General features: G+C 52.6%; 23 protein-coding genes. 4 read left to right on the top strand and 19 right to left on the bottom strand.

Going from position 1 to position 24,475, the window contains the following annotated elements:
• Positions 1 to 8: 8 nt before the first annotated feature.
• Complete coding sequence (locus Q3Y66_RS09585; RefSeq protein WP_008957959.1) at positions 9 to 845, bottom strand: ATP-dependent zinc protease; 837 nt, start codon at positions 843 to 845, stop codon at positions 9 to 11.
• Between the two features lie 228 nt (positions 846 to 1,073).
• Here Q3Y66_RS09585 and Q3Y66_RS09580 point away from each other — a divergent pair, with 228 nt between their 5' ends.
• Positions 1,074 to 1,610, top strand: coding sequence for a DUF3833 domain-containing protein (locus Q3Y66_RS09580; RefSeq protein ID WP_008957960.1), 537 nt, complete (start codon positions 1,074 to 1,076; stop codon positions 1,608 to 1,610).
• Positions 1,611 to 1,713: 103 nt separating this feature from the next.
• Here Q3Y66_RS09580 and Q3Y66_RS09575 read toward each other — a convergent pair whose 3' ends face one another.
• The 4 genes from Q3Y66_RS09575 to gorA all read right to left on the bottom strand — a co-directional run bounded on the left by Q3Y66_RS09575 (position 1,714) and on the right by gorA (position 5,801).
• The gene (locus tag Q3Y66_RS09575) at positions 1,714 to 2,103 is read right to left on the bottom strand and encodes an ectoine synthase (protein WP_008957961.1); all 390 of its coding nucleotides are present in this window, start codon (positions 2,101 to 2,103) and stop codon (positions 1,714 to 1,716) included.
• Positions 2,104 to 2,194: 91 nt separating this feature from the next.
• Positions 2,195 to 3,463, bottom strand: a complete 1,269-nt coding sequence (gene ectB, locus Q3Y66_RS09570; protein WP_008957962.1) for a diaminobutyrate--2-oxoglutarate transaminase — start codon at positions 3,461 to 3,463, stop codon at positions 2,195 to 2,197.
• A 109-nt stretch (positions 3,464 to 3,572) separates the two neighbouring features.
• Complete coding sequence (ectA, locus tag Q3Y66_RS09565; RefSeq protein ID WP_008957963.1) at positions 3,573 to 4,151, bottom strand: diaminobutyrate acetyltransferase; 579 nt, start codon at positions 4,149 to 4,151, stop codon at positions 3,573 to 3,575.
• Positions 4,152 to 4,418: 267 nt separating this feature from the next.
• Entirely contained in the window at positions 4,419 to 5,801 is a 1,383-nt protein-coding gene (gene gorA / locus Q3Y66_RS09560; protein ID WP_008957964.1) for a glutathione-disulfide reductase, read from the bottom strand.
• A gap of 186 nt (positions 5,802 to 5,987) precedes the next feature.
• Here gorA and can point away from each other — a divergent pair, with 186 nt between their 5' ends.
• Entirely contained in the window at positions 5,988 to 6,635 is a 648-nt protein-coding gene (gene can, locus Q3Y66_RS09555; RefSeq protein WP_008957965.1) for a carbonate dehydratase, read from the top strand.
• Positions 6,636 to 6,662: 27 nt separating this feature from the next.
• Here can and Q3Y66_RS09550 read toward each other — a convergent pair whose 3' ends face one another.
• The 7 genes from Q3Y66_RS09550 to galU all read right to left on the bottom strand — a co-directional run bounded on the left by Q3Y66_RS09550 (position 6,663) and on the right by galU (position 16,933).
• Positions 6,663 to 7,193, bottom strand: a complete 531-nt coding sequence (locus Q3Y66_RS09550; protein ID WP_008957966.1) for a cytochrome c — start codon at positions 7,191 to 7,193, stop codon at positions 6,663 to 6,665.
• Between the two features lie 47 nt (positions 7,194 to 7,240).
• Complete coding sequence (msrA, locus tag Q3Y66_RS09545; protein ID WP_008957967.1) at positions 7,241 to 7,867, bottom strand: peptide-methionine (S)-S-oxide reductase MsrA; 627 nt, start codon at positions 7,865 to 7,867, stop codon at positions 7,241 to 7,243.
• An 11-nt stretch (positions 7,868 to 7,878) separates the two neighbouring features.
• Positions 7,879 to 11,922, bottom strand: coding sequence for a translocation/assembly module TamB domain-containing protein (locus Q3Y66_RS09540; protein ID WP_008957968.1), 4,044 nt, complete (start codon positions 11,920 to 11,922; stop codon positions 7,879 to 7,881).
• 9 nt (positions 11,923 to 11,931) lie between these two features.
• Positions 11,932 to 13,785: an autotransporter assembly complex family protein gene (locus tag Q3Y66_RS09535; protein WP_008957969.1), complete on the bottom strand. Its 1,854-nt coding sequence runs from the start codon at positions 13,783 to 13,785 to the stop codon at positions 11,932 to 11,934.
• A 130-nt stretch (positions 13,786 to 13,915) separates the two neighbouring features.
• Positions 13,916 to 14,737 (bottom strand): hypothetical protein, encoded by an 822-nt coding sequence (locus Q3Y66_RS09530; protein ID WP_008957970.1) that lies wholly within the window; start codon positions 14,735 to 14,737, stop codon positions 13,916 to 13,918.
• 9 nt (positions 14,738 to 14,746) lie between these two features.
• A complete protein-coding gene (locus Q3Y66_RS09525; protein ID WP_008957971.1) occupies positions 14,747 to 16,039 on the bottom strand; it encodes a nucleotide sugar dehydrogenase in 1,293 nt (430 codons plus the stop codon).
• A gap of 3 nt (positions 16,040 to 16,042) precedes the next feature.
• Positions 16,043 to 16,933: a UTP--glucose-1-phosphate uridylyltransferase GalU gene (galU, locus tag Q3Y66_RS09520; protein WP_008957972.1), complete on the bottom strand. Its 891-nt coding sequence runs from the start codon at positions 16,931 to 16,933 to the stop codon at positions 16,043 to 16,045.
• Positions 16,934 to 17,081: 148 nt separating this feature from the next.
• Here galU and ubiG point away from each other — a divergent pair, with 148 nt between their 5' ends.
• Positions 17,082 to 17,825, top strand: a complete 744-nt coding sequence (gene ubiG, locus Q3Y66_RS09515; RefSeq protein ID WP_008957973.1) for a bifunctional 2-polyprenyl-6-hydroxyphenol methylase/3-demethylubiquinol 3-O-methyltransferase UbiG — start codon at positions 17,082 to 17,084, stop codon at positions 17,823 to 17,825.
• A complete protein-coding gene (locus Q3Y66_RS09510; RefSeq protein WP_008957974.1) occupies positions 17,826 to 18,494 on the top strand; it encodes an HAD-IA family hydrolase in 669 nt (222 codons plus the stop codon).
• Positions 18,495 to 18,541: 47 nt separating this feature from the next.
• Here Q3Y66_RS09510 and Q3Y66_RS09505 read toward each other — a convergent pair whose 3' ends face one another.
• From Q3Y66_RS09505 to tolQ, 7 genes are all read right to left on the bottom strand, one after another.
• The gene (locus Q3Y66_RS09505; protein WP_008957975.1) at positions 18,542 to 19,303 is read right to left on the bottom strand and encodes a YciK family oxidoreductase; all 762 of its coding nucleotides are present in this window, start codon (positions 19,301 to 19,303) and stop codon (positions 18,542 to 18,544) included.
• 44 nt (positions 19,304 to 19,347) lie between these two features.
• On the bottom strand, positions 19,348 to 20,148 hold the full coding sequence (gene ybgF / locus Q3Y66_RS09500) for a tol-pal system protein YbgF (RefSeq protein WP_008957976.1): 801 nt from the start codon (positions 20,146 to 20,148) through the stop codon (positions 19,348 to 19,350).
• Positions 20,149 to 20,228: 80 nt separating this feature from the next.
• The gene (pal, locus tag Q3Y66_RS09495; RefSeq protein ID WP_008957977.1) at positions 20,229 to 20,774 is read right to left on the bottom strand and encodes a peptidoglycan-associated lipoprotein Pal; all 546 of its coding nucleotides are present in this window, start codon (positions 20,772 to 20,774) and stop codon (positions 20,229 to 20,231) included.
• 54 nt (positions 20,775 to 20,828) lie between these two features.
• Complete coding sequence (gene tolB / locus Q3Y66_RS09490) at positions 20,829 to 22,115, bottom strand: Tol-Pal system beta propeller repeat protein TolB (RefSeq protein WP_008957978.1); 1,287 nt, start codon at positions 22,113 to 22,115, stop codon at positions 20,829 to 20,831.
• Entirely contained in the window at positions 22,115 to 23,281 is a 1,167-nt protein-coding gene (gene tolA / locus Q3Y66_RS09485; protein ID WP_139041551.1) for a cell envelope integrity protein TolA, read from the bottom strand. The genes tolB and tolA overlap by 1 nt, the downstream gene beginning before the upstream one ends.
• A 13-nt stretch (positions 23,282 to 23,294) precedes the next feature.
• Positions 23,295 to 23,732 (bottom strand): protein TolR, encoded by a 438-nt coding sequence (gene tolR / locus Q3Y66_RS09480; protein WP_008957980.1) that lies wholly within the window; start codon positions 23,730 to 23,732, stop codon positions 23,295 to 23,297.
• A gap of 11 nt (positions 23,733 to 23,743) precedes the next feature.
• The gene (tolQ, locus tag Q3Y66_RS09475) at positions 23,744 to 24,439 is read right to left on the bottom strand and encodes a protein TolQ (RefSeq protein ID WP_008957981.1); all 696 of its coding nucleotides are present in this window, start codon (positions 24,437 to 24,439) and stop codon (positions 23,744 to 23,746) included.
• Positions 24,440 to 24,475 lie beyond the last annotated feature (36 nt).

Here is a 24,475-nt window from a genome sequence, read left to right as displayed (position 1 = left end):
GAGAGCAGTTACTCTTCTGTATCGTCGTCATCAACTGCTTCATCTTCAGCAGCTTGATCGGCTGGCTCGCCACCAGGAAACTCGGGACGGTCATGTAAGTAGGTATCGGCGACGTCTATTACCGCGATATCCATTAAGAAGCGCCGGCCCAGTAGCACCGGATACTCTAAATGTGAGCGGTCATTCAGCGTGAACTCGACGTTTTCGCGGATAGGTCCCAACGTCATTAATAATGAAATAACTGGGCGGGATTCTTCACCAGAAGCTTGAAGAATACGAACCCGACGCACAATAGGCGCCTCGACCCATTCATCACGCTGTGACTCAACGGCCACATCGTCGTCGTTTAGTGCTAGTTTGAAACGCACCCAGTCTTCACCGTCACGCTCAAAGCGGGTGATTTCGTCGGCTGACAGCGATGAGGTGTTAGCTCCTGAATCGACACGTGCCTTGAGGTAAGTGCCCAGGCTTGGAAAACCAACCCATTCACTACGACCCAGTAACGTTTTCGTGCTTAGCGTCTCATCAACTTCACACTCTTCGCGGATGATGACAGGTTCTTCACCACGGGCTTCTAACTGCTGAACATCTTGACGTAGCGAACGTAACAAACTACCGACTTCACGCACGTCGGCAGTGAGTACCTGCTGCTGATCAAGTTGGCGTGTCTGAAGCTCAGAACGGGTGGCGCATTGCTGCGCCAATTGGCTCTCTAATTCAAGGATACGAGTATTGAAAGACGCTTCGCTTAAGGGAGGCGGTTCATTCGTTTCTGGCTGGGTTGCTGCACAGCCTGCGATTGAAAGCGACAAGCTAGCTATTAGCCACAAAACACCTGGGCGCATAACGAGAGATATCCTTGGACAAATAGGTGGGGGGAATAATAAGGAGATGGGCGACTAGTGTCCAACGTCATCACGATTATTCAGAAACACAATTTACCTTATTTAACATAATATATATTAAGCGAACCCAAAGAAGACGTAGTAGCTACAACAGCTTAGCTGCTCTATGCTGTTAAAATATTTTACCATAGCTGTACCTGAGTCCATTTTAATATAGGAAATGATGCCATGATCCATTCGCTGCGCATAAGCTTTTTCACACTGCTCTTCCTGCTGGCTGGCTGTGTGGGTGTTGATATCGAAGATTACGCTGATTCAGAGCCCCGCTTGGATATTGCCGAGTACTTTACAGGGACTACGCGAGCCTGGGGCATGGTGCAGGATTATTCTGGTGAGGTACAGCGCCGCTTCACGGTGGAAATCCAGGGCACCTACGAGGCCGACACACTAACGCTGGATGAGTCCTTCATGTTTTCAGATGGTGAAACCGACCGACGGGTATGGACGTTTGAACGTATCGACGCGCATCACTGGGTTGGCACCGCCAGCGACGTGGAGGGTCACGTTGAAGCTCGTCAATATGGTCATGCTTTCCATATGCGTTACCCGTTAGAGATTGCTATCGACGGGCGGATGATTACGTTTACCATGGATGACTGGATGTACCTGCAACCGGATGGCCGCTTGATCAATCGAACGGCTATGCGAAAATTCGGCTTAACGCTGGGTGAAATCACCCTAGTTTTTGAGAAAACAGGTCAATAGTCACAAAACTCGGCACCTAGCTAAAAAAGCAGCCCGCTATTCAGCAGGCTGCTTTTTTCATTTCAAGCTGACGATTTCATAACTACTTTCTAAATAGCGTTTTCTATTCTGCTGCGTATGAACCGTCTTCCTGGTGGACTTCGTTGCCGGTAATCGGCGGTGTAAAGACACAAGCAACCGTCATTCCTTTTTCTTTACCGCGCAACAGGTGCTCATCGTGCTGATCTAACAGATAAATATCGCCTGCTTTGATCGGCCAGATTTTACCGTCGGCCAGGGTTTCCACCTCGCCTTCACCTTCATAGCAAAACACCGCTTCGTAGTGGTTTTTGTAATGAATGTGGGTCTCAGTACCGGGGAAAATGCGGGTAATATGGAACGAGAAACCAGCGTTATCATTGGCCAAAACAAGACGTGTGCTGTCCCAATTACCATTTTCAGCGGTGACTAGGCGTTCTGTTTTGCGCGCTTCTTCGAGATTACGAACGATCATAGAAGTACTCCGTAGCTTAGCGGCTAGCGATTACCAGCCGCAGTTTCCCTAACGAAACGGGTGTGATTTTACGCTTTATCCTAACGCCAAATTACTCGCTAGCAACAGCTTTCACGCACATTTCCAGAATATCCAGGCCTTTCAGCAGGTCTTCATCGCTGATGGTCAGTGGGCACAGACACTTAACGACTTCACCGTCCTGACCACTGGTTTCAATTATCAAGCCGTGCTCAAACGCTTTGCTGGTAATTTTATCAGCGATATCTCCCGATACCACGTCAATGCCACGCATCAAACCACGCCCACGTTCAGTGGCAGGCATGCCGCTCTCAGTCAGCAGTGCCGCAAGCTTCTGGAAACGCTCTTCTACAATACGCCCTTTGCGCTGAACATCACGCTCAAAGGTATCGTTGGTCCAATATTTTTTTAACGCGGCGGTGGCTGTCACCATCGCTAAGCTGAAGCCACGGAAGGTGCCGTTATATTGGCCCGGTTTCCACTTATCCAGTTCTGGACGCATCAACACATGCGCAAATGGCAGACCAAAGCCAGAGAGTGACTTCGAGTTGGTAATAATGTCTGGCGTAATGCCTGCATGCTCAAAGCTGAAGAACTTACCGGTACGACCACAACCTGCCTGGATATCATCGATAATCAGTAAAATATCATGGGCGCGGCAAATATTTTCCAAACGCTTCAGCCACTCCAGGCCTGCCACGTTGATACCGCCCTCGCCTTGCACGGTCTCAATAATAACACCAGCGGGAACGTCCAGGCCGCCGGATTTGTCGCCCAGCAGTTTTTCAAAGTAATCCAGCGTGTCGGTATGCTCGCCCATGTAGCCATCATAGGGCAGGAAGCTGGCACCCTGCGTCGGGATACCCCCCGTGGCTTCACGGAACTTACGGTTACCGGTGGTAGCCAAAGCGCCCATCGTTACACCGTGGAAGCCATTGGTGAACGTCACGATGTTGTGACGGCCTTTAGCAACACGGGCCAGGCGAATAGCGGCTTCGACAGCGTTGGTGCCAGTCGGCCCCGGCAGATGTACTTTGTAGTCGAGACCGCGTGGCTTGAAGATTACTTCTTCAAGCGTTTCTAAATAATCGCGCTTGGCATTGGTCCACATATCCAGACCGTGCACAACACCGTCCGTTGACAGGTAATCAATCATTGCCTGCTTCATGTGCGGATTATTGTGGCCGTAGTTAAGCGTGCCCGCGCCGGCGAGGAAATCAATGTACTCACGGCCGTTCTCATCGGTTAGGCGCGCATTTTGCGCTTTGGTAAACACCACCGGGAATGAACGAGAATAAGTACGTACATTGGATTCCATGCGTTCAAGCGTCTGGGTCTGCATTGCGACCTCCTTGGTCAATCATTTTGCCATTAGGCGTTGCTAGCCCGGAGCAACATGAGCGGGAAAAACAGTATGTTCACTACGTGCTATTGACGATTAAACGCACGTATTAGATTCGGTCTGTTTGGAACGGACCGATACGAACCAGGTTTTCCGGGTCATGCTCCCCTCCGAGCTGTTCGGTAGAGAAATATTCGCGGCTATTGAGCGGCGCATGCCAGCGCGCCGCCAAGCGACGAAATAAGCCCCAAGAGGCTAGATTGTCTGGCGTGATCGTGGTTTCAAGATGATGCACATCGTCAAGCTCGGGGCGCGACATAATCGCTTCGACCAAGCGGCGCGCGAGCCCCGTACCGCGTGCTTTTTCGCCGACGGCCACTTGCCATAAGAAATAAGTATCCGGGGCATTATCCTTCACATAGCCCGATACAAAGCCAACGATTTCACCCTCTTCATTGGTAGCGACTGCACAGGTATCACGAAACTGTGTAGCGAGTAACAAATAGGCGTAGGCAGAATTCACATCCAGCGGCGGGCAGGCTTTGATAAGCTCGTACACTCCCCAGCCATCATCCGCATTAGGTTTGCGAATAAACAGCGGTGTCTCTGCATGACCAACGACAGCGTCAGCCACTGTAGGCCTGGCCAAGTCAGCAGAGGGGGTAAACGGTTGTATGGGCGTACTCATAGTTATGCTTCGCTGTAGCGAATTTGATGATTATTATAACAGCTGATTATGAGCAATTCAAAAACCATATTATTCACCACCCTACTTTCCATAATTTTTTGTTATGAGAGACGGCTTGTTAGCTATCTGCTCGCGCTCAAATCCGTCTTTACTGATTTAGAATAGCCCAACTCGCCGACAAAAAAAGGCGTGCCAACGGGCACACCTAAATCTGTTTTCACATGTGATGTCTTAAAGGGCATCCAGCTCAGCAACATAAGCAACGAATCAAGTACGCGTTAGCGTACGCATGGTGACGAACTCCTCTGCTCCCGTTGGGTGGATACCCACAGTGCGGTCAAAGTCATGCTTGGTAAGGCCTGCCCTTACCGCGATAGCGATACCCTGAATGATTTCACCTGCGTCGTCGCCCACCATATGGGCCCCGACCACCACATCAGTGGCATCGTCTACCACCAATTTCATTAAGGTGCGCTCTTGGCTACCCGACAAGGTGTGCTTCATGGCCCGAAAATTGGTGCTATAAACGCGGATATTGGTGAATTTTTCACGTGCCGCCTCTTCGGAGAGCCCTACCGTACCGATGTTAGGGTGGCAAAAAACAGCGGTTGGAATCGTGGTGTAATCGAGCGGCTGGGGGACGGTGTCGGCAAAGTGGACATCCACCAGCTGCATCGCTTCTGCCAAAGCCACAGGCGTCAGTTCAGGGCCGGCGATTAAGTCGCCTAGCGCAAGAATCGACGGTTGCGCCGTTTCAAAACGATCGTTGACAGGGATCTTGCCCTGCTCATTCAGGTTAATACCCAGCGCCTCCAGACCCAGGTCTTTTATATTAGCTTTGCGCCCAGTTGCCGCCAGCACCACATCGACTTCCATTACCTGCCCATCGGTTAGATGAACGTTGTAGGCATTCTGGGTGGCTTCAATACGCTCAATATTGGTGTTGAAGTGGAGGTTGACCCCTTTTCTTTCCATTTCGGCACAAGTGAATTCACGAACCTGTTGATCAAATCCTTTCAGGAACAGTTCGCCACGGTAGATGAGGTGTGTCTCGCTGCCAAGCCCGTTGAAAATACTGGAGAACTCGACCGCGATGTAACCGCCACCCAAAACTAAAAAGCGCTTGGGAAACGTATCAAGATCAAAGATTTGGTTGGAGTCCAGCGCATATTCACTACCCGGAAAATCGGGCACCCATGGCCACCCACCCGTGGCCACCAGGATTTTTTCTGCGCTTATCGAAATATCACCATGCTCTCCGCTCAACGTCACTGTATTCGCATCAGCCAGCCGAGCTCGGGCATTAAAAAGTGTTACCCCGGCGCCTTCCAGCATGCGCTGATAAATACCGTTTAGCCGTTTGATTTCGCTTATTTTATTATCACGCAGCGTCGCCCAGTCAAAGCTGGCCGGGCCAGGCAACTGCCAGCCAAAACCGGCCGAGTCATCAAAGCTGTCGTGAAAATGGGCGGCGTATGAGTAAAGTTTTTTGGGCACACAGCCAACGTTGACACAGGTCCCCCCCAGGTATCGGTCTTCGGCAATCGCTACTCTGGCACCGGCGGCGGCTGCCATACGCGCAGCACGCACGCCACCGGAGCCTGCACCAATCACCAGGAGGTCATATTCGTATTCGGAAACGTCTGCCATCGTTTACTCCTGTGAAGTTAAATATTCCTACCCCTGACGGCCAAACAAGGATATTGACCTGACTGTCGGGGGAGGTTAAAACCATTTGCTGCTATTTTATACTGTCCAATCCCTTATACTGACTAAGATTTATTATTCCGCTTTTCGATCAGCGACTTAACTCTATTTAATCTTGCTGGAGACTCTATGTCTGACTCTATCTCGACGCTTCTCGATAACAATCGTGCCTGGGCTGAGCGCATGTGCGAAGAGGACCCCGACTACTTTAAACGGCTTTCGAGTCAGCAAAACCCTGACTATTTATGGATTGGCTGTTCGGATAGCCGTGTGCCCGCCAATCAAATTATTGCGCTGCCGCCTGGGGAAGTCTTCGTTCATCGCAATGTAGCGAACCTGCTCCACCATACGGATATGAACGCCCTGTCGGTGGTTCAGTACGCGGTGGATGTGCTTAAAGTCAGCCATATTATGATTGTCGGACACTATGGTTGTGGAGGCATTAAGGCCGCCATGATGGGAGGCGAATGCGGCGTAGTTGATTATTGGCTACATTCGGTTCGCGAACAGTACAACCGTCACCGTGATTCGCTAGATCATCTTCCTCTGGAAGACCAAATTGACCGTATGTGCGAGCTCAACGTTAAAGCGCAGGTGAATAGCTTGTGCCGTACCAAGATTTTGCAGCGCGCCTGGCAGCGCGGGCAGCAAATCTCGGTACATGGCTGGGTTTACGGTTTAAGTGATGGTCGTGTTAAAGACCTGAATTGCACCATCAGTGGCTTAGAGCAAGTGGAAACGCTTTACCGCATTGACCGCATACAATCAGGCGATTAAGTCTCTCTTTTAGCGCCTACTGAGACGCTAGTCATAACGGTAGGCGCGATGGCAACTCTTGCAGCTAGCGCCTACCTCTGAAAGTGCTCGCGCCGTGTTACGGGTATCCCCCTGTTCGGCGACCTCAACCAACTGAGTGATTTTATCCTCAAGGTCAGTAAAGCCAGCGGCAAACTCATTCCACTCTTCCCAAATAGAGGCGCGCGCCTCAGAACCACCGCCATGCGTACCCTCAATAAAGGCAGGTAGTAACTGCTGGGCAGTCGTACGCTCTTGGAGTTCCGTTAAGCGCGGGGCGGCAGCCTCTACATCTTGATTGTTAATTAAGTCAAAACGCAGCTGACGAACCAGGCTTTCAATATCTTTGAGCTCTTGCTGGCGCCACATCACTGCTTCACGCTCGCTGGCGAACTGAGTGTCGCCAACGGTTTGAGGCATCGAAAGCTCGCTAGTGGCCTCCTCGCTCGCCCAGGATAACGGCGCACACAGTAGCAGTACCAAAGTGCTGCCTATCGCGCTACGCTGGAAAGCCCGCTTTCGGTGATAACGCTGCTGCATAATGGCTTCCTTTATAATGCGCTGGTTAGCTTGGTTAAAACTCGCTTTTAGCCTATCGGACACGTCACACCGGTGCCTTTTAGGCCGCAGTAGCCATTGGGGTTTTTATCGAGATACTGCTGATGGTAAGCCTCTGCATAATAAAACGCTTCAAGCGGTTTTATTTCGGTAGTGATTTGCCCTTTGCCTGCCTTGTTGAGCGCCTGCTGAAAGGCGGACGCGCTCTGTTCAGCGGCTGCTTGCTGAGCCTCGCTGGTGGTGAAAATAGCTGAACGATACTGCGATCCAATATCGTTGCCCTGGCGATTTCCCTGGGTAGGATCGTGCTGTTCCCAGAACACCTGTAGCAGCGATTCCAGGTCGACCTGCTTAGGATCGTAGACCACCCTCACCACCTCGGTGTGGCCGGTACGCCCCGTGCAGGTCTCATCATAGGTGGGGTTGGGCGTTTCACCACCGGCATAACCTGCCGCGGTCACATAGACGCCGGGCAATTGCCAAAACAGCCGTTCAACACCCCAGAAGCAGCCCATTCCCAGCACAATCTCTTCATGGCCCTCTGAAAACGATGGATGCAACGAATGCCCGCTGATGGTGTGAACATCGCTGGTCTCTATAGGGGTATCACGGCCAGGCAATACACGACTGGTACTTGAAGAAGAAAATAGCGACATATCGCCCTCACTCATTGCTGCTGTAAGATTTTTGGGTCACCGGAACGGGTAAAGGTGTAGATCAAGTCCACCGCCTGATTGGCACCCGATACGGCCTGAAGATAAAGATTACGCCACAGCGTATAGCGTAGTGTTAGTTCTGCAATCGGCGAGAAAATTCCCACGCCGTAACTAATCCTAAGGTCGTCGGTCAATTGACCACTGACGGCGACTTGGCTGTCATCGCCTGCGCCGGTGGTATCCAGGGTTAAGTCATCAATGCCGAAAGCCTCGCCAATTGAGCCCACTGCGCCACCGGTGCGTCCTAATGACATACCAATCAACGCCGTGGTCAGTGCGCTATCCACCCCACCACCGGAGGCATCCGGGGCGCGTCCCCGTAGTAGGTATGAAAGTGCGCGCGTTTCATCCATTGCTGGTTCGGAGAAGATCAGTACATTGGGGGCTTCGGCATTACCGGTGACACGCAGGCCAGCAATAACGTCATCTTCGGTGACGTCGGGATGACGGATGGCCTCAAAGTCGAGGGTAGGTAGCCCAGGGGGCCCGCTAAACAGTAGTTCACCGCGGCGAATGACCAAGTCTTGACCGAACGCCTGGAAGCGCCCATCAACTAAATTGACATCGCCAAATAGCTGTAATGCACCGCCACTTTGGCGAATTTCTAATGAACCTCCCAATCCGGATTCTAAGCCGTAGGCCGATAGCTGCATATCACTGCCCAGCGTTAGCGTGACCAGCACATCAAGGGCCATGCCGGTAGCGGATAGTTCATCTGCAGCGCTAGGCTCATCACCATTGGCGGCAGCACGCTGTGCCTCAATTTCTGCCTGCCGATCGTCGCGCTCGGTGATAATCACTTCATCACCGCTAGGCGTAACTGCCGAAGACGGCATATCGCCAATTTCCAGTCTTGCCCAGGGTAAGTTGATATCTCCCCTTACTTGCAGCCTTTCTGGGGTCACACGAACACGAACATCAGGCGCCGCTTCTAGACGACCAAACTGTGGTAATACGATCAGAATAGGCTCTTGAACAGCATTTAGATCGACGCCAATGCGCCAGTCGTCACCGCTTGGCCAGTAAGCATCACCGGTGATTTCCAAACGCCCGCGCTCGGCCGCCAGATAACCGTCAATATCGCCCTGCTCACCATCAAAGGAAACCAGCAACTCTCCATCTTGTACGTCAACGGGAATATCAGGACCGTTTACACGAATTTCACGCAACCCAAGCTGGCCCTGCAAGCCGGGCTGATCGGTAGTGCCCGAAATTTGCACTCTACCTGTCAGATCTCCTTCCAATTGATCCATCCCGACGAGCATAGGGCGATAAGGTTGCAGCGAAACATCGTTTGCACGCAGCTCCCCATCTAGCTCGCCTGCCCCTAGTGGATCATTGATCGATAAATCCAGGTTTAGATCGCCTGCCTCGGCAAGGGAAAGCGTTACATTGGCATCCGCTTGTGCTTGGTTAGCCTCAATCTGGGCGTCTAAATTGATTTCTGGCAGTTGCACGGGCTGACCATAATCATTGATGGCCGTTACTGCGAGTTCACTTAGCACCTGTAGATTTGCCTGCCACTGTGCACCGCCCTGGCGCCAATTAACGTTAATATCCGCCGTTGTGTCGCCTTCTAACTGCCACTCTTCGGGTAAAAAAGGCTCCAGCATTTCCATAGGCACTTCACGTAATGAAAGGACGGCGTTGCCCTGTTGCGCCGAAGCATTTATTTCCTCTTCAGAACAGACCAAGCCGCCCTGCTCACGACGTAGGCAGAAGGATGAAAGGTTCGCCTGACCGCCGGCCAAGTTGTAACGGAGATCCAAGGGTGCTTCAAGGCGAATATCGCCAGCTTCGGAATCGATTTCCAGTGGCGTTACCCGAGCCTGATACAATTGATTCGGCTGATCAAAACGCCCATCAAGGGCGAGTTGCGCGCGACTTAATACGTTGTTGTCCGTACCCTGGGCATTAAGCTCAAGACGGTGCTCTGAGAGACGCCCGGCTAAATTAACGTTCATGGCAGACAGCGCCTGGCCAACGGCATTGACGTTTTGTAGGGCCAGTTGCACATCAAGGGTAGGATCATCGATTCCCTGCACATCGGCATTTAGCGTGAGCCGTTCAATGCGATTTTCGCCGAAACGCACGCCATCACCTTGTAAGTCAGCCAGCAATTGCGGCTGATCAAAACTACCGCTAGCCTCCAGCGTTCCCACAATGTTACCCGCTAGATCTGGTGAGAGGGTTTGCAGTTGGCGTAGCGCAATGTCGGCATTTAACGACATTGCCTGTTCGCTGATTTGGCCTGCCGCTTCCAACCGGTTATCCCCCTGGGTAAACAGCAGCTGTTTAATATCCAGCTCCATATTGCTGTTGGCGTCCAGAGCTGCCTGCAGTGTCAGGGGGTAGTCGCGCAGGACACCATCAATCGCCAAGTTGGGTACGCTGACAGCCCACACGGCACCTTGCGGGCTCTCTTGCTGGAACAAGGAAAATTCAATATCGCCATTCAGACTGCCGTCTAACTGATCCACGAAGTGAGAGGGGTCGAACTGATCCAAACGGATACTCGCCTTAACCTGCAAGGGAGCTAACCAGCTAACGGTGCCTTCACTGCGCAGGGAGCTTTCGCCTACGGCCAGAGTAAGCGGCTGCCAGCTAAAGTGTTCAAGGTCACCCTCACCGCTGACGTTAATCTGGGTACGCGGTACGCTGGGGCCCTCAACGGCCATCGCGAGCTGAGCGCTATACTCACTCAGGCTTCCGGTCACCTGTATATCCAGCTCATCGACCACATAAGGGTCGGTGGCCCCGTCGCCGTTAGCTTGCGCCGTTTCGTCAACGGAGAGCGGCCACTGGACCTGGTCACTTTGTAACTGCACTTGAAATGGCAGTGTAGGGGCTAGGGCGTCTACTTGGCCGTTTAACGACGCGTTTACCGCGCCGGATGCTTCCAACTGTGCTTCAAGGGCATCGAGTGGGCCAGACAGCGTTAATGTCAAGATCTCGCCATCGAGCTCAGGAAACCTCTCAGCTAAAAAAAGCTCTACGTTCAAACGAGCTTCAAGTGGGTAACTGTTGCTTAAAGTCGCCTTTGCGGTTAATTCAGCCTCAGCGTCTGGGGTAACGACAGCAAGTTCGGTTAACTCAACGCGGTCGCCCTCGGTCATCAGTCCAAGCTGAAGGCGTTCCACGTGATACTCAGTGGCGCCTTCCAGGCGAAAATCGTTAAGCGTAAATTCGGGTATTTGAATATCCACCGGCAAGGTAATGTCAGGTAATTCCAGCCGTTCTCGTGTTTCTAACTGCTCTTCTGGAGACTCTACTGCCAGTACGGCCTCGTCTTGCGGTTCGCGGAGCAATATAGCGGCATCGATAGCCTCAGCAGAAAGTGGTGTTTCAGTGGCTTGCGTCAGTAACACGCCTGCCGATGGTGGCAAATAAAGGCGCGGTTGCTCCAAGTGGGTCGGTTCAAGACGCACTTGGTTGCCTTCGGCAACAGCCGCTGAGCTTAACGAGCGCCATTTGATCTCGGTGCCGTCGGCAAGGCGTAGGCTGACATCGTCAAGCTGTAGCGAACGTAGCTCGATCGGGAAGGGAAAACGAATAGCGAGTGGCGCCCCCTCTTCTTCTGGCGGCGGCTCCTGTTCGCCCGATGCACCTAAACGAACATCAGCGCCTACCACGCGAAGCGTGTCGATGCATAACCGGCCCGCCAGGACGCAGTCATCCGCCCACGCAAGCTCAAATTCATCCACGGTGATACGGGTTTCACCCAACTGCAATTGGAAATCTTCGACCAGAAAATGATCAAGCAGCCCACCTTCATGGTGTGCATAGGTGAATAAGTCCCGCTGCTCCCCCTGAGAGAGCAATACACCAGTGCCCCAAGGCGATAATGCTACCCCAACAAGCAGCGCCGCAATCCCAAACAGCCAAATTGGCAATACGATAATCAGGCGCCAAAGGCTCCACAACAGAAGCCAGGTACGGTATTTGGGTGATAGTCGCTGGCGCTTATCAGATGTCGCTGTTTCAACCTGAGGCAAATCTCTCTCCTAGAATTCCGGTCCGATGGAAAAGTGCAAACGCCAATCGTCTTCATGGTCAAAAGGATGTGCGATATCAAAGCGAATTGGCCCGACCGGTGAAACCCAGCGCACCCCGGCGCCGGCGCCTGTTTTCAAATCGTTAGGTCCCCAGTTATCAAACGCATCGCCATTGTCCACGAAGGTGGCTGCCCACCAATCCCCCGTGACACGCCGTTGGTACTCAAGGGTTGAGGTCAGCAATTGTTGGCCGCCCCGTAGCCGTCCTTCTTCATTGCGTGGCGAAAGGCTTTCATAGGAGTAGCCGCGCACACTGCGGTCGCCACCGGCAAAAAAGCGTAAAGAAGGTGGGATTTTGGCAAAGTCATCGGTTTCGATGGCGCCTAAGCTAACTCGCGCCAGGAAGCGGTTATCATTGCCGATAGTGCGAATCCATTCCGTATCGGCCGTAACGCGTGTGAACTGTGCATCCGACCCCCAAACCTTATCCGAGTACTCTAAAGAGAGCTGCTGACGGTCGCCCCATAATGGAAAGCGCTGAGGGCGTGTCCGGGTTCGCGACCACTGAATACCAGGATAAAACAGCCATACTTGATCGGCTTCGCCCCCCTGCTCGAAGTCTTCATAAGTGGTACGGAAGTACAGAGTTTGAACCCAATCGTTATCAAACTCCCAGCGCCGAGCCACTTCAACGGTGCCTTCTAATGATTGGGTATCACTATCATCAATATTACGGATACCGTATTGCAGCCGGTAGCTATCACGCAGCGGGTCTTCTAGCGGAACGTTATATACCCCGGTAAACCGCTGCTCCGGGGAGGATAAATAGAGGTCGTGGTCAAGACTATGACCATAACGATTGATCCATGGTTGTTCCCAACCAAAACGCAGACGGGGCCCCACATCGGTAGCGTAGCCAATGCCGACTTCAAACTGGTGGCGATCAGCAGGCTCCACACTCACATCAATAGGTAACTGCGTATCACTGGGCTTATTGATGCTTAGCGCACTGGTTAAAGCCGCGCCGGTGACTCGTGGGCGCTCTGGTTGGGAAGCAGTCGCCTCGCTCCACCAGGCGTCTCCGCCACCAGGCGGAGAAATCGCCAGCTCTTGCGCTGTTTCAAGTCGCGGCCGCACTGACACTGAGCTAAACCAGCCGGTTTCTGCAAGCGATTGGTTATAGTCAGCTAGCGTTTGCGCTAGATAGGGATCGCCTCTTTCAAACGGCTGTATACGGAGTAATCGGTCGATCTCTATGTGGCTACCTGTTATTGAAGTCTCTCCAAACTGATAGCGGGGGCCGCTGTCAAAATCCATATAGAGGCGCGCACTTTGTAAATACGGGCGGACTTCCATACGTCGATCCGTAAAGCCCCAGTCAAAGTAACCCCGCTCGATAGCCAAACCAGAAAACTGACCACGCAGCCGCTCCCATGGGGCATGCCGCAGTGCGTCACCCTCTTCCAGCGGGAAGTCTTCTACTGCTTGTTGAAATGGTGGGTCGTTACTGGCGTCGCCTTCGACATTAATTGATAAAATTTCAATTTCAATTTGAGGCCCTGGTTCAATCTCAAGCGATACAAGCTCATCGTCAGTATGCTCAAAGGTTATATCAGGCTCATAATAACCATACACACGCATGGCTTCTTCAGTACGTTGACGAACCTCACCTTCTAAACGTGCTTCGGTGTATTGCTCAGCCTCTACGTTCTGTAGATAGGCTCGAATATTACTTTCGACCTCATCGGAAACACCCGTGATGCTCGCCTCTAACGCCCATGCCCCATGTGATGCGTATAATAGTGGTAGCACTACCAACACAGTGCGACCGGTGGCTGAAGTCCATCGCCGTTGTCTTCCCATACATTTTTATCCTAACCTAAATCAGCGGCTTCATTATCTATTTACTTCAACGACTTATAGAATGTTCTTCGCACTAGAACGCATCAATGCGATACAACTATCCTGACTACCCAACTATCTTGGCTACTTTTTAACGTAGCATTTCTAACTGGGCACTAAAGGCAAGCTGTGCCTGACGGACTTGTCGAACATCACTCTCTAGCGAATTCAAGCGTTGCGACCATTCCTGCTCTAATGCCGCCAGAGCCTCTTGATCCGGTGACGCTTCAATCTCAGCAACAGAAGCCTCCAGCTCATCAAAGCGCGACTCAATGGCGCTTCTTTGCGCTGATAACTGCTCTTCCCAATCACTGCTAATGTTACTGACCTGACTATCCAGTTCGGACAGGCGTTGTTCGGTCAGTTGCTCAAGGTGGGACACTTCCTCAATCAAATTTCGCCGTCCTGAGGTCCCAGCCTGTTCCAAGGCATTCAATGATTCCCGCATCGCCAACAGCTGGCTATCACGCAACTCAGCTTGCTCATTAAGCTGGTTCAACTGCTGCAGCAACGAATTGATCGAATCACTAGAGGCCATGTCCTCATTCATGGTTAGCAGACTGTACAACTCTTCGCGAGTATCGCTCAGCGCAATGGACAGCTGCTCTTGCTCTTGAAAAAGCGTCGACATCTGAGCTTGTACAAAGGTTATCGTATCTTGTACATCGGTGTCATCCGAATCCAAGCGAGCATGAACATTGGATACTTCGCCGCTTACCCGATGTAACTCATTTAACAGTCGTTCACGTTCGTACCAAAGTCCAGCCGCCGCCGCACCCAATAGGGCAATGATTAATAACAAGCATAGCCATAGCGGCCATAAAGTAGGCCCCTTTCGGTGGCGCAAATGCTGCGCCGTCAAGCTTTGATCCACATCGGGTACGATACGAGAGGATGCAGTGGCGTCTGGCATAACAGTTCCTCAGAGAGTCTTCGGGTCAGCACGACGGCCTATCCCGCGATACATTAATCCACAGCTGGCAACAAATTCAGGATCGTAAATATTGCGTCCATCTAATACGAGCTTAGCGTTTAATAACGAGCCCAGCCGATGCCAGTCTGGGTTCCAATAGGTTTTCCATTCTGTTACCAACATCAGTACATCGGCGCCCTCACAGGCTTGGTAGGGGTCATGAGTAAAGGTGCGTAAATCTTCGCGTTCGCCTACCAGGGCATGGAGAGCTGGTACGGCGGCAGGGTCGTGTAGCTGAACCTTAACTCCCTGCGCCCAAAGTGCTTCAAGCAGTGTTAATACGGGCGCGTGGTCAATGCGTGCAGTGCCGGGCTTGAACGCAGCTCCCCAAATCGCCACGGTTTTTCCGGCCATTTCGCCGGAAAAATGGGACCACAGCTTGCGGAACAGCGTTTCTTTTTTCTGTTCGTTAATATCCATTACCTGCTCAAGCAGCGCTGAATATCGGCCACTCTGCAGTTGCACATCGGCCAAGCGAATCAAATCGCGGGAGAAGTTAGGGCCTCCAAAACCGCACCCAGGGTACAGGTACTCAAACCCGATACGCGAATCGGCTCCCATCCCCTGGCGGACATGTTCGACATCCACGCCTAGAGTATCAGCCAAACCGGCGATTTCATTCATATAACTGATACGTGTGGCCAACATGCCGTTAATGGCCAGCTTGGTTAACTCCGCAGCGCGGCGAGGCATACATTGAAACACTTCGCTACGCCGATTAAAGGCGCGTAACAGCTCTCTGGTGACTTGCTCACCCGTCGCATCATCGCAGCCTAGCAAGCGCCGGGTTGGGCGTGTGAAAGAGTCCCATGCACGGCCTTCTTCTAACGTATCGGGCAGTGCCACACTGGAGTGCTGGGCACCCATTAATGTATGCAGGCGTTCGGTCTCGCCTACCGGAAACGTCGAGTTATTAACCAGCACAATATCGTGCTGATCCGCTAATAACGGGTTTTCAAGTAGTGCGCTGGCCGAACTGCGCTGTGAGGGTGATAACGCCATCCAAATCACCTCTGGGATGGCGGCATCATCTATTTGCCCAATGAGCTGCAGGGTACCCTCTGCTAAGCCCTGTTCAAGATGGGTCATTAAATGAGGTTCACTGCGTAACCAGTCCACCTCAGAAAGCACTGACCAAGGCGCATCAGCGTGGGGTAACCACTGAACCTGATGCCCCACCCAAGCCAGCGCAGCGGCTGCCGTCGCTGCGCTTAATTCGCTGCCGTAAAGTAACACCCGCATGCGTTACTCTCCCTGGTGGTATCGTGACAGCAGGGTTTGGAAAGCTTCTCCAAACTCAGGATGACGGCGTGCGTAGGCGAGTGTGGCTTCAAGGTAACCTAAGGGCTGCCCACAGTCGTAGGTAACCCCTTGCATACGATATGCCTGGACGCCGGACTGTTCTCGTAGTGTTTCCAGCGCATCGGTCAACTGAATTTCACCACCGGCACCGGGCGGTGTTTTTTCTAATATGGAGAAAATATGGCCTGGTAGCGCATAACGGCCTATGACCGCTAAATTCGAGGGTGCAGCATCACGCTTGGGTTTTTCCACCATGCCGGCTAAATCGGCTGACTCGTTTGCAGCGGGCACATCCCCTGCTGGCGCCACGATGCCATATTTTTCCACCTGCTCCCAGGCGACCTCTTCCACCATCAATTGCGCCGTTTGCTGCTGATCATAGGCCGCTAACATACCGGCCAAGTCCGTTGCTGAGTTGGCACTATTATCGACCAACACATCGGGCAATAGCACCGCAAAAGGTTCATCGTCGCCAAGGATGGGGCGGGCACAGAGCACTGCATGGCCTAGCCCTAACGGCACGCCCTGACGAATGCTAATAATGCTGACGTCGTCAGGCACTAAATTGCGCAACATTGTCAGAAGCTCATGCTTTCCCTTTTTTTCCAAGCTAGCTTCCAGCTCAGCATGGGTATCGAAGTGGTTTTCGATAGCGCTTTTATTGCTACTGGTGACCAGCACAATCTCCCGGATACCAGCGGCAATTGCCTCTTCAACGACATACTGGATCACCGGCCTATCGACAATCGTAATCATCTCCTTGGGAATAGCCTTCGACGCTGGCAAGCAGCGAGTACCAAACCCAGCAACAGGAAGTACGGCTTTACGAATCATAGAAGAGGTCCTTTTCATGCGTTCCGACACAGGAGTGGTTAGAATGTCCATAATACTGAAGGCGTGGATGGATACCACCTCGCAACGGCGAACAAGTGGCTACACGTCAATATTTTGCTAAATGTTCAAAAGTTATGGGAGTCACACTATGCAAGCGACACCACAGGATAGCATTGCTCATCACTATCAAGACAATGTCGATGCAGCAGAAGTCGCCAAATTTGAGGCTCTTGCTAGCCGCTGGTGGGATCCGCAGGGTGAATTCAAACCCCTTCATGATATTAATCCCTTACGTCTTGACTTTATTGATGCGCGTGCGGGGTTGGCGGGTAAAAAAGTGCTCGATGTAGGGTGCGGCGGCGGTATTTTAAGCGAATCAATGGCCCACCGTGGTGCTACGGTGACGGGCATTGATCTCGGTGAAGCGCCGTTAGCAGTGGCCCGATTGCACGCAGAAGAGCGTGGCGTAAAAGTTGATTACCAACATATCAGCGTGGAGGCCATGGCCGTTCAGAAGCCTGGTTTTTATGATGTGGTGACTTGCATGGAAATGCTGGAGCACGTACCGGACCCTGCCTCCGTCATTCGTGCTTGCAGCGCCCTCGTACGCCCGGGTGGTTATGTGTTTTTCTCTACGTTGAACCGGACTGCTAAGTCATACGCGTTCGCTATTTTAGGCGCCGAATATGTGCTTAAACTGCTGCCACGAGGCACGCATAATTATGCAAAATTTATTCGCCCTTCAGAAATGGCGGCTTGGTCTCGTCACAGCGGTTTAGAAGTGCGTGAACAGACGGGACTGACCTACAACCCGCTTACCCGCCACTACCGCTTGGTCAGCCATGATGTTTCGGTCAATTACATGATGTACTGCCGCAAGGTAAGCGATTAAATGTCGATGCAAGCGCCTCAAGCAATACTGTTCGACCTGGACGGAACGTTGGTAGATACGGCCCCCGATTTGGCAGAAGCGACCAATGCGCTGCGTGCTCACCATGGGTTAGCGCCGCTACCCTTTGAGGTAATTCGCCGCCAAGTATCTAATGGCGGCAGTGCGCTGGTTACACTAGCGCTGGGCTTAGAGGCCTCTGCTGATGGACACACTCAAGCACGCCAGTTTCTGCTTGATGCTTATGAGCAAGCCGTAGCGGTACACAGCCGGGTTTTCTCGCCGCTGGATGTGTGGCTACAAGAGTGGCATGGCGATCAGCGGCCGTGGGGGATTGTCACCAATAAACCGCGCCGCTATACCTTGCCGCTACTAGAAGCTCTGCTGCTGCAGCCTGGCGCATTGCTATGTGCGGATGATCTCAGCGTTAAAAAGCCAGCGCCTGAACCGCTTTGGGAAGCTGCCCGCCGGCTTGGCGTTGACCCTAAACATTGCTGGTACATCGGTGACCATGTGCGTGATATGGAGGCCGCCGTCGCCGCCGGCATGACCGCCGTCGCGGTTGGCTATGGCTATATCAGCGAAGAGGATGACTACCAACAGTGGCCAGCTGACATTTGGTTTGAAGAGTGTGCAGCGCTGGTCGATGCCCTAGGCGAGTTCAAGCTCTAGACAAGCATGATGGCGGGGGGCATCGACGCGTTTTTCAAAACAAACGGTTATGTGCGGGGAGGTTGGGCATCTAGCTTTTGCCCGCTGGTGCCTGCGCTGTCTGGCCCCATTAGCCACAGGTAGGTCGGCATAATCTCTTCCGGCGTACGTAGTGTGAAGGGGTCTTCACCGGGAAACGCCGTACGCCGCATTTGGGTGCGTGTGGCGCCTGGGTTAAGTGAATTCACCCGAATATGTGCCTGATTATTCAGCTCATCAGCCAATACGTCGACAAAGCCTTCAGTGGCAAATTTAGAGACGGAATAAGCCCCCCAGTAGGCTCGCCCTTTACGACCAACGCTAGAGGAAGTGAAGATTACCGAGGCATCTTCAGACTGTTGTAGTAGTGGCAATAACGCTTGGGTCATCCAGATAGGCCCATTGATATTGACCTGCATCACCTGCTGCCATAGCTCAGGGTTATATTGCTCAAATGGCGTAATGCGACCTAATAGCCCAGCGTTATGTAACAGGCCATCTAAGCGGCCAAACTCCTGATCCAGCGTTTCGGCCATATCATGAAAATCTTTGAGCGTAGCGCCTTCAAAATTGAGTGGGAAAATCGCAGGCTGAGGCCCGCCTGCCGCTTCTATTTCGTCGTAAACACGCTCTAATTTGGCAATGGTGCGCCCCAATAGAATCACGGTGGCCCCATGCTGGGCATAGCTTAATGCTGCCGCACGGCCAATCCCGTCTCCTGCGCCGGTTACCAACACGATGCGATTTTCCAATAGGTTGGGCGCTGGTTGATAGTCGATCTTGCAGCTCATGCTGATTCCTTGAAACTATTCTTAGAAGCGATTAAGAGCAAAATTTAACTTGCTGACTGGCGTAAAAAGTCACTGGCAAGGCCCGCGGCACTGCTTTGCGGGTAGTCGTCACGCACTCGCTCAAGTAGCTCACGGCTACGTTCCGCTTCGCCTTGACGCGCTTTTACTAAACCTAACTTATAGATCGCATCAGGTACTTTGCTGCTACCGCTATACTCGTCAATGACGCGGCTAAACGCCTGGTCAGCAGCGTCCAATTCACCTTCAGCTGAATACAACTCACCCAGCCAATAGTGGCCATTGGCCGTTAAACTGGTATCAGGATGATCATTGACAAAGGTTTCAAACGCCGCGATAGCTTCCTCAAAACGGCGTGCTTGAACATGTGCAAAGGCCGCCTGGTAATCGGCTTGCGCATCCTCACTGACATTGCGAGTAGAGGGGGCGTTAACCACTTCCTCGGCAGCTTCAGGCTCAACCGCTGGGGTTGATTGCTCAATCTGCGTTGGCCCACTGCTCATTAGCCTGTCTTCAATATCGAGATACTGCTGCTGTGATTGACGACGTAGCTGCTCTAACTGGTGACGCAACTCTTCAATCTGACCGCGCAGTTGCTGGATTTCCTGCTGATGCTCCTGCACCTGGTTAAATAACACCAAATTACCGCTGGAGGCTTCCTGACGCTGCGTCTGCTGATAGAAGCTGCTGCTGGAAGCGTCAGAGTTAGAAAGATCTTGGACGAGCGGCTGTTGAGCGACGGCCATTAAAGGCAATACGGACAGCGGGAGCGCTAAGGCTCCCGCACCGCACAGCCTCTCAACGTAACGCTTGAGACTGTGATTCATAATGACTCCGTAGACGTAAACGGCGTGCGATAAGCCGCACGCCGAATTCATCAGTGGTTAAGCATTCAATCGTTAAATGCTCAGTAGTTAAATACAACACGACGGTTCTGCGAGTAGGCGCTCTCGTCTTGACCATTAACGGCCGGGCGCTCTTCACCATAGCTGACAACGCTCATTTGTGAAGGAGACACACCCTGAATATTCAGGAAGCGCTCTACAGCATTAGCACGACGCTCACCCAACGCCATGTTGTATTCACGAGTGCCGCGCTCATCCGTATGCCCATGCAGAACTACCTGAGCGCTCGGGTTGGCACGCAAGTAACGTGCATGCGACATTACGACAGACTCATATTCGCTCTTGATCGTATCTCGGTCGTAATCGAAATAGATAGTGCGTACTTCTGGAATACGCGAATCAGCCTGCTGGCCTGAGCTAGAACCAGAGCCTGAGGAAGAACCATATTGACTTCCCGTACCTGTACCAGAGGTGCTGGAACCGGTAGTACTGCCATCCTGGCTACCGTACGAGTCACCGTCCTGGGTTCCGCCGGTGCTGGAACAGCCAGCGATTACCACGATAGATAGCGCTGCTGCTAATGAGCGAGCCAACGGTTTAAGTTGCATAATCAGACTCCTTGCCTGAAAACTAAAAATTTCGATGTAAATCAGATGTGTCGATCAATTTAAGAAGGGTGACCAAGCTGGGTCACGTACATCGCCCTGTGCTGATGGCAGTCTAAAGGATGAGCGGCCATCGGCAGAAACAGCACTTAGCACCCCACTATTACCCTGTTGGGTAGCGAAGATTACCATGGTCCCGTTCGGCGCAACACTAGGAGATTCATCTCTTGTTGATTCACTAAGTACGACCAAGCGGTTACCGCTTAGATCTTGCTTTGCCACTTGATAGCCATTGCTTGAACGGTGGATCAAGAATATCTGTTCGCCATCTGGTGAGTAGCGACCGCGCGCATTGTAATTACCCGTAAACGTCAAGCGTTCGGCTTCTCCTCCCCCCATTGCATACTGGTAAAGCTGAGGGCCACCACTACGATCAGAGGTAAACAGCAAGCTACGACCATCGGGTGCCCAAGCAGGCTCAGTATCAATGCTGTTGTTATTGGTAATACGCTCTACTGAGCGGTTAGCCACATCCATAATATAGATTTCTGGCTGGCCGTCTTTGGAGAGAGACATCGCGATACGACGACCATCAGGCGACCACGCTGGCGCGCCATTGATACCATCAAATGACGTTGCTTTTATCCGCTGGCCTGTTGCTACATCTTGAATATAGATAGCTGGGCGCTCAGTTTCAAACGAAACATAAGCAAGCTTTGTGCCATCCGGTGACCATGCGGGCGACATAATGGGTTCGTCAGAGGTCAATACTTGCTCACTACGACGTCCATCGGCATCGGCAACGTACAGGCCGAACTGCATGTTGTCACCAATACCCTGTGCGGTGACATAGGCAATTTTAGTTGAAAACGCACCACGAATATCAGTAATCGCTTCAAAGATTTGGTCACTGATATAGTGAGCGGCACCGCGCAAGTCATTGCCTCTCACCGTCACGGTTTCACCAATCATCCGGCGCTGACCGCTAATATCCATCAGCTCAAACTGTATTTCAAAACCGCCGTTGGTCTGTTCTGCCCTACCTACGACTAAGTAGCGTACGTCTAATGAACGCCAAGTATCGAATTGAACATCGTCAGATTGATTGGGCTGTTCAAACATCGCGCTACGCTCTAGCGGATCAAAATAGCCACTACGCTCAAGGTCATCTTGGACAATCTGCGCAACATCTTCGGGCATTCCGTCTGAACCTGCGAACGGTACTACGCCGATAGGCAGCGCTTGATCGCTGCCACGCGTGATTTCAATGGTTAAATTGGCACTCGCTACACTGCTGACTAGCAGCAGCACACAGAACAACCACACTTTGCTCAAGCTTTGCATCAGCGAACATCCCCCGGGGTAAATCGCAGATTAAACTGACGTAAATTACGCTGCTGATCGGCTGGTAAATCTCTCAATTCACCAAACGGTGCAGCATGTTCCACGGCCTGCATCACAGACCGGTCAAAAGCACTATCGCCGCTGGATGTCACGATCGATGTTGCCAATACTTCTCCAGACGGTCCTAGCCTCACTTGTAGGGTAGCACTCATCGAATCACTTGCACCGGCAGGAATCAACCACGCCTGCTCAACAGCGCGACGGACAATATTGATAAAGCTATTGGCTGCCTGCTCAGCCTGCTGAGCATTGGCCGCGGCTTCTGCCTCACCCGCCAGCTGTCGTTGCATAGCCTCCTCTGCGGCTTCTGCAGCCTGGCGTTGGCGCTCTGCTTCGGCTTCTCGGCGCTGCTGCTCTTCTGCCTCACGTTGACGCTGAGCTTCCGCCTCTCGCTCTCGCTGGGCCGCCTCCTCTTCACGAAGCCGCTCTTCTTCGGCTTCACGTTGACGCTCGGCTTCTGCTTCTTCCTGGCGCTGCTGCTCTGCCGCTTCACGTTCACGTTCGGCTGCTTCCTCTTCCTGGCGCTGCTGCTCTGCCGCTTCACGCGCACGTTCGGCTTCTGCCTCCTCCTGGCGTTGCTGCTCGGCAGCCTCTTGCTGGCGGCGCGCCTCTTCGACTTCACGTTGACGCTCAGCAGCGGCTTCCGCCTCGGCCTCGCGTTCAGCAGCCTCAGCGGCTTGTTGCTCAGCCTGCTCTGTCGCTTCTTGAGCCCGGCGCTCTGCCTCTGCTTCAGCTGCCTCTCGCGCGGCTTCTAATGCTTGCGCTTCCTCTTCGGCTGCCTGCTGGGCAGCTTCTTCGGCCGCTTGCTGTTCGGCGGCGGCTTGCTGCTCACTGGCCGACGGCTCTGCTGGTGCATCGGGCTCAGTAGGCGCTTCAGCCGGTGCATTCATCGCCGCTTGTTGTTCCGTTGCCTGCTGAGCCTGGTCGGTAAAGGTCTCTGTACTCACCAGCGTTGCTTGAACAATCGAAGAGCTATCGGGCTCTGCGTTGCGGGTCGGCAAACTGATTAAGCTAAACACGACAATCGCAACGTGCACAGTTATCGCCAGCACAGTCGGCCACTTATAGCCGACATCTTGAGGATCACGCGGAGTATTTACTGCCATGTGCGCGTTGCCCTTACCCATCTTGCGGCGGCTCAGAAAGCAGCCCCACGTTAGCCACACCAGCACCTTGTAATGTGCTCATCAAGACAACAATTTGTCCATAGGCCACATTGCGGTCACCACGCACCATTACTGGCGTGCCGGGACGTCGCTCTAAAATCGTGGTTACCCGCGCGGCCATCTCATCCAGCGAGACTGAGTTGGAGTCTTCCCCCAATGTGATGAAATACCCACCCTCGCTATCAACCGAAATGACAATGGGGTCATTATCTTCCTGCGTCTCTATAGGCTGAGAGGTGACTTGCGGCAATTCAACTTGTACGCCCTGGGTTAACATGGGCGCCGTAATCATAAACACAACGAGCAGCACCAGCATGACGTCAATGAAAGGGACCACATTGATCTCCGCCATTGGTTTGCCTTTACCGCTGCGATTGAAAGGTCCTTGCATGGCTGTCTCCCTTAACTCGCGCTTGGCTTGCCATCACGACCTTGCAAATTACGGTGCAGGATAGCGTGGAACTCCTCGGCAAAATCTTCATATTTACCGAGTAAGCGAGAAGATGTATTGGACAAGCGGTTATAAAAAATGACCGCTGGGATAGCCGCAAACAGACCCATGGCCGTCGCGATCAATGCTTCAGCAATCCAGGGAGCAACCGTTGCGAGCGTCGCTTGTTGGGTCAGTGACAGCGCTTGGAATGACCCCATGATGCCCCATACGGTACCGAAAAGACCGATATAGGGGCTGGCAGACGCAACCGTCGCCAGAAACACCAGATGTTGGGTTAGACGATCTTCTTCACGTGACCAGGCAACGCGCATGCTGCGTTGCACGCCTTCCAATACGGTATCTGCATCCCGGGTTTTAGGCATTAAGCGGTTAAACTCGCGAAACCCTGCTTGAAAAATATGCTCGGCACCATGGCGTGGATCATCAGCGGGGATTTCACGGTAGAGTTCATTTAAGTCGACACCCGACCAAAAAGACTCCTCAAACTGGTTGTACTCTTGCTTGGCACGACGCATTGCAATACTACGCTGGAAAATCACCACCCAAGAGAGGATCGACCCCACCAACAGTAGCAACATAACCAGCTGCACCACGGTGCTGGCATTCATTATTAAGTGGGGAATGGACATGGTGTTATCGTTCACAGGTGCCCTCATCAATCTATTAGGGTCGGTATTGCC

This window comes from Halomonas sp. HAL1 (assembly GCF_030544485.1).
GTDB lineage: Bacteria > Pseudomonadota > Gammaproteobacteria > Pseudomonadales > Halomonadaceae > Vreelandella > Vreelandella arctica.
This window is presented reverse-complemented; position numbering and strand designations above follow the sequence as displayed.

Bases quoted from the DNA above. Each gene is read 5' to 3' on its own strand.
- Q3Y66_RS09585 (WP_008957959.1), bottom strand. From the start codon at position 845: ATGCGCCCAGGTGTTTTGTGGCTAATAGCTAGCTTGTCGCTTTCAATC.
- Q3Y66_RS09580 (WP_008957960.1), top strand. From the start codon at position 1,074: ATGATCCATTCGCTGCGCATAAGCTTTTTCACACTGCTCTTCCTGCTG.
- Q3Y66_RS09575 (WP_008957961.1), bottom strand. From the start codon at position 2,103: ATGATCGTTCGTAATCTCGAAGAAGCGCGCAAAACAGAACGCCTAGTC.
- ectB (WP_008957962.1), bottom strand. From the start codon at position 3,463: ATGCAGACCCAGACGCTTGAACGCATGGAATCCAATGTACGTACTTAT.
- ectA (WP_008957963.1), bottom strand. From the start codon at position 4,151: ATGAGTACGCCCATACAACCGTTTACCCCCTCTGCTGACTTGGCCAGG.
- gorA (WP_008957964.1), bottom strand. From the start codon at position 5,801: ATGGCAGACGTTTCCGAATACGAATATGACCTCCTGGTGATTGGTGCA.
- can (WP_008957965.1), top strand. From the start codon at position 5,988: ATGTCTGACTCTATCTCGACGCTTCTCGATAACAATCGTGCCTGGGCT.
- Q3Y66_RS09550 (WP_008957966.1), bottom strand. From the start codon at position 7,193: ATGCAGCAGCGTTATCACCGAAAGCGGGCTTTCCAGCGTAGCGCGATA.
- msrA (WP_008957967.1), bottom strand. From the start codon at position 7,867: ATGTCGCTATTTTCTTCTTCAAGTACCAGTCGTGTATTGCCTGGCCGT.
- Q3Y66_RS09535 (WP_008957969.1), bottom strand. From the start codon at position 13,785: ATGGGAAGACAACGGCGATGGACTTCAGCCACCGGTCGCACTGTGTTG.
- Q3Y66_RS09530 (WP_008957970.1), bottom strand. From the start codon at position 14,737: ATGCCAGACGCCACTGCATCCTCTCGTATCGTACCCGATGTGGATCAA.
- Q3Y66_RS09525 (WP_008957971.1), bottom strand. From the start codon at position 16,039: ATGCGGGTGTTACTTTACGGCAGCGAATTAAGCGCAGCGACGGCAGCC.
- galU (WP_008957972.1), bottom strand. From the start codon at position 16,933: ATGATTCGTAAAGCCGTACTTCCTGTTGCTGGGTTTGGTACTCGCTGC.
- ubiG (WP_008957973.1), top strand. From the start codon at position 17,082: ATGCAAGCGACACCACAGGATAGCATTGCTCATCACTATCAAGACAAT.
- Q3Y66_RS09510 (WP_008957974.1), top strand. From the start codon at position 17,826: ATGTCGATGCAAGCGCCTCAAGCAATACTGTTCGACCTGGACGGAACG.
- Q3Y66_RS09505 (WP_008957975.1), bottom strand. From the start codon at position 19,303: ATGAGCTGCAAGATCGACTATCAACCAGCGCCCAACCTATTGGAAAAT.
- ybgF (WP_008957976.1), bottom strand. From the start codon at position 20,148: ATGAATCACAGTCTCAAGCGTTACGTTGAGAGGCTGTGCGGTGCGGGA.
- pal (WP_008957977.1), bottom strand. From the start codon at position 20,774: ATGCAACTTAAACCGTTGGCTCGCTCATTAGCAGCAGCGCTATCTATC.
- tolB (WP_008957978.1), bottom strand. From the start codon at position 22,115: ATGCAAAGCTTGAGCAAAGTGTGGTTGTTCTGTGTGCTGCTGCTAGTC.
- tolA (WP_139041551.1), bottom strand. From the start codon at position 23,281: ATGGCAGTAAATACTCCGCGTGATCCTCAAGATGTCGGCTATAAGTGG.
- tolR (WP_008957980.1), bottom strand. From the start codon at position 23,732: ATGCAAGGACCTTTCAATCGCAGCGGTAAAGGCAAACCAATGGCGGAG.